We start from the raw sequence: 3,360 nt of genomic DNA on the forward strand, positions 1-3,360 counted from the left end.
GGTCAAAAGCCCGCCACTGGCGAAGGCCAAAAGCAGATGAAGCGGGGCGGGGCGACGGGCGGATAACGGGGTGGATGACATGGCGAATCGTCCGGTGGGCGGTACACTCGCTATAAGCGCATTTGCCCGACCGCCAAAGCCGGCTTTGATAGCCGGTCGCAGATTGCAGGAAACAGCTTTGCTGGTCTGTTGCCAGCCCCACCTGCCGTGCCATACTCGCCGTGAGGAGATTTGCCGTCATGCCACATTCGCACCAGACCGTTGGGGGAGGGCCCAAGAAGGTTCTCTATACGCTCCAGACCGTGGCCCGCATGGGTGTGGGCAAGGCGGCCAAGGCGCTGACCGCCAAGAACACCTGCAAGGCCTGTGCCTATGGCATGGGCGGGCAGATGGGCGGCATGACCAACGAGCTGGGCGAGTTTCCGTCGGTGTGCAACAAGTCGGTGCAGGCCCAATCGACAGATATCCAGCCGGCCATTCCGCACGCCATTTTCACCCACGAGCTTGCCGACCTCAAGGAATTGACCGGCAAGGAGATGGAGCATCTGGGCCGGTTGGGCGACCCGGTTTACAAGCCCGCCAGGTCCGATCACTACACTGTGGTCGATTGGGACTGGGCGCTCGATCACGCCGCCAAGCGGCTGCTGGCCACTGCGGCTGACCGGACGTTCTTTTATTCTTCGGGGCGCTCATCGAACGAGGCGGGGTTCATCTTCCAGCTTCTGGCCCGCGCCTTTGGCACCAACAACGTCAACAACTGTTCCTATTTCTGCCATCAGGCGACCAGCGAGGGGCTGGCCACCACCATCGGCAAGGGTACTGCGACGGTGGAACTGGCCGACCTTACGGGCGCTGACATGATCTTTGTGATCGGGGCCAATCCCTCGTCCAACCACCCGCGCTTCATTCACATGCTCAAGCACTGCCGCGACCGGGGCGGGGAGGTGATCGTCATCAATCCGGCGCGCGAGCCGGGACTGGTCAAATTCGCCGTGCCCAAATCTCCCTCGTCGATGCTCAGGGGCGGCGACGACATCGCGTCCGATTATCTCCAGCCGCGCATCGGGTCCGATATCGCGCTGATGATCGGCATCGCCAAGGCGGTGATCGAGGCCGGGATGGAAGACGCGGACTTTATTGAAAAACATACAGGCAATGTTGCGGCCTATAGAGCACAAGTCCATGCAACATCGTGGGTAAATATCGAAACATCGACGGGCCTCTCGCGGGCCGAAATCGAGCGCGTCGCGCACCGCTATGGACGGGCGAAAAACGTGGTTTTCGCCTGGGGGATGGGGATGACGCACCACGTTCACGGCGTTGAAAACGTTGAATCAATTGCCAATCTCGCCCTGTTGCGCGGCATGATCGGGCGGCCCAATGCGGGGCTGTTGCCCCTGCGCGGGCACTCCAATGTGCAGGGCATCGGCACCATCGGCGTCAAACCGCTGCTGGCCGAGGACGTGATGGCCGAAATGGAGCGCCAGTTTTCGATTTCTCTCAGTCGGTCCAAGGGCCTGGATACCATGGCCTGCCTGCACGCCGCCCATCGCGGCGAGATGGATGCCGCGGTCATCATGGGCGGCAATCTTTATGGTGCATCTCCCGATACCGCATGGGCCGAGAAGGCGCTTAACACAATAGGATTCAAGCTCTTTTTGACCACGACCCTCAATCTGGGGCACGTCCACGGGCACGATGAATCCGAAAGCCTGATCCTGCCGGTGACGGCGCGCGACGAGGAATGGGAGCCCACCACCCAGGAATCGATGTTCAATTTCATACGCTTATCAGACGGCGGGATCGACCGGCTGGCCAATGTGCGCCCCGAAAGCGTCATCCTCACCGACCTCGCCACCCGCATCCTGCCCGACAGCCCCATCGATTTTCAGGCGTTCAAGAAGCACGCCGAGGTGCGGCGCGCGATTTCTGAAATCGTCCCCGGTCTCAAGGACTTGGCCGAGATCGATGTTGCAAAGCGTGAGTTCCACATCGCCAATCGCGTCATGCACGAACCGCGCTTTTCCACGGACGACGGCAGGGGGCATTTTCAGGTGATACCGCTGCCGCAATCCCCGAAAGCGCCAGAGGGTCGCAAGGCGCTGACGCTGGCAACGATCCGCTCGGAAGGCCAGTTCAACACCATCGTTTACGAAGAGACCGACAGCTATCGCAACAAGGCGCCGCGCTGGTCGGTGCTGCTCAACGGTAAGGACATGGAGGAGATGGGCATCGCCGAAGGCGATCTCATCGATCTGGCGTCCGAACAGGGAAAGATGAGCAAGCTCAAGGCGCTCAGTTTCGACATCCCCCGCGGATCGGCGCTGGCCTATTACCCGGAAGCCAATGTTCTGGTCGGGACGGCAATCGATCCGCGCTCGAAAACGCCTGCCTTCAAGTCGGTGCCGGTATGGATAGAGCGATAAATGCGCGCCGTCGGGGCCGGCGATCCGGGCTCCGGCTGTTTGCCCATCTCGCCGATCACAGACGCATAGCCGCCGCCGATCTTGCCCTGTCGCTGATCCTCGCCGCCATTGCCGGTGCGGTCAACGCGGGCGGTTTCATCGCCATCGGACGCTACACCTCGCACATGACGGGATACGTTTCCGAACTGGCCGACACCATTGCCGTGGCCGACTGGCTGGTGGTGGCATCGGGGTTCGGGGCCGTGATGTTTTTTGTTGCCGGAGCCGCCCTTTCCGCAGTTCTCATCAATTGGGCAAGGCGGCACACGCGCTGGAGCCAATATGCGCTGCCCCTGGCACTGGAATCGGTGCTGCTTTTGCTCTTCGGTATTCTGGGTGCCGTCTTTGCCGGCGTTTCCGGCTTTGCGCCGGTCGCTGCGCTGCTGCTGTGTTTCCTGATGGGGCTCCAGAATGCTACCATCACCAAGATTTCCGGGGCGCGGATGCGCACCACCCATGTCACGGGCCTGGTGACCGATATCGGAATTGAGCTGGGCAAGGGGCTCTATCGTAATCGCGATCCCAATATCGCGCGGGAGCGGGACGTGAAGGCCGATCCACGAAAGCTCAAGATCCTGGTCTCCATCGTTGGATGCTTTTTCGCCGGCGGGCTTATCGGCGCTGTGGGATTTGCCGGTTTCGGTTTCGGATTTGCTCTGCCGCTGGCTGCCATTCTTGCCACCTGCGCCGTCCCGAGCTTTGTCGGCCACCATCGGCGTGCGCGCAGGCACGGCTGATTTTGAAACTTATCCCCGCCGATTCAACCTCCCCCATACTGCCCTGACGAACCCGCGCATATGGACGCAAGCGCAACGAACGTTTGGGCGGGGTCGGTCCGGGTTCCTTGCGGGTCGCCGCAGGGAAGGCCCAAAGCGGACGGATGGCCGGGCGAGGA

General features: G+C 61.5%; 2 protein-coding genes. Both read left to right on the forward strand.

Features of this window, described 5'->3' with window-relative positions; translation table 11 throughout:
• Nucleotides 1-239 precede the first annotated feature (239 nt).
• Nucleotides 240-2,426 carry an FdhF/YdeP family oxidoreductase gene (locus AACZ55_RS15800; RefSeq protein ID WP_339647625.1) on the forward strand — a complete coding sequence of 729 codons (2,187 nt, stop codon included), beginning with the start codon at nucleotides 240-242 and terminating at the stop codon, nucleotides 2,424-2,426.
• Nucleotides 2,411-3,202, forward strand: coding sequence for a YoaK family protein (locus AACZ55_RS15805; RefSeq protein ID WP_339647627.1), 792 nt, complete (start codon nucleotides 2,411-2,413; stop codon nucleotides 3,200-3,202). The genes AACZ55_RS15800 and AACZ55_RS15805 overlap by 16 nt, the downstream gene beginning before the upstream one ends.
• Nucleotides 3,203-3,360: the final 158 nt, after the last annotated feature.

The organism is uncultured Pelagibacterium sp. (genome assembly GCF_963972885.1).
Taxonomy (GTDB): domain Bacteria; phylum Pseudomonadota; class Alphaproteobacteria; order Rhizobiales; family Devosiaceae; genus Pelagibacterium; species Pelagibacterium nitratireducens.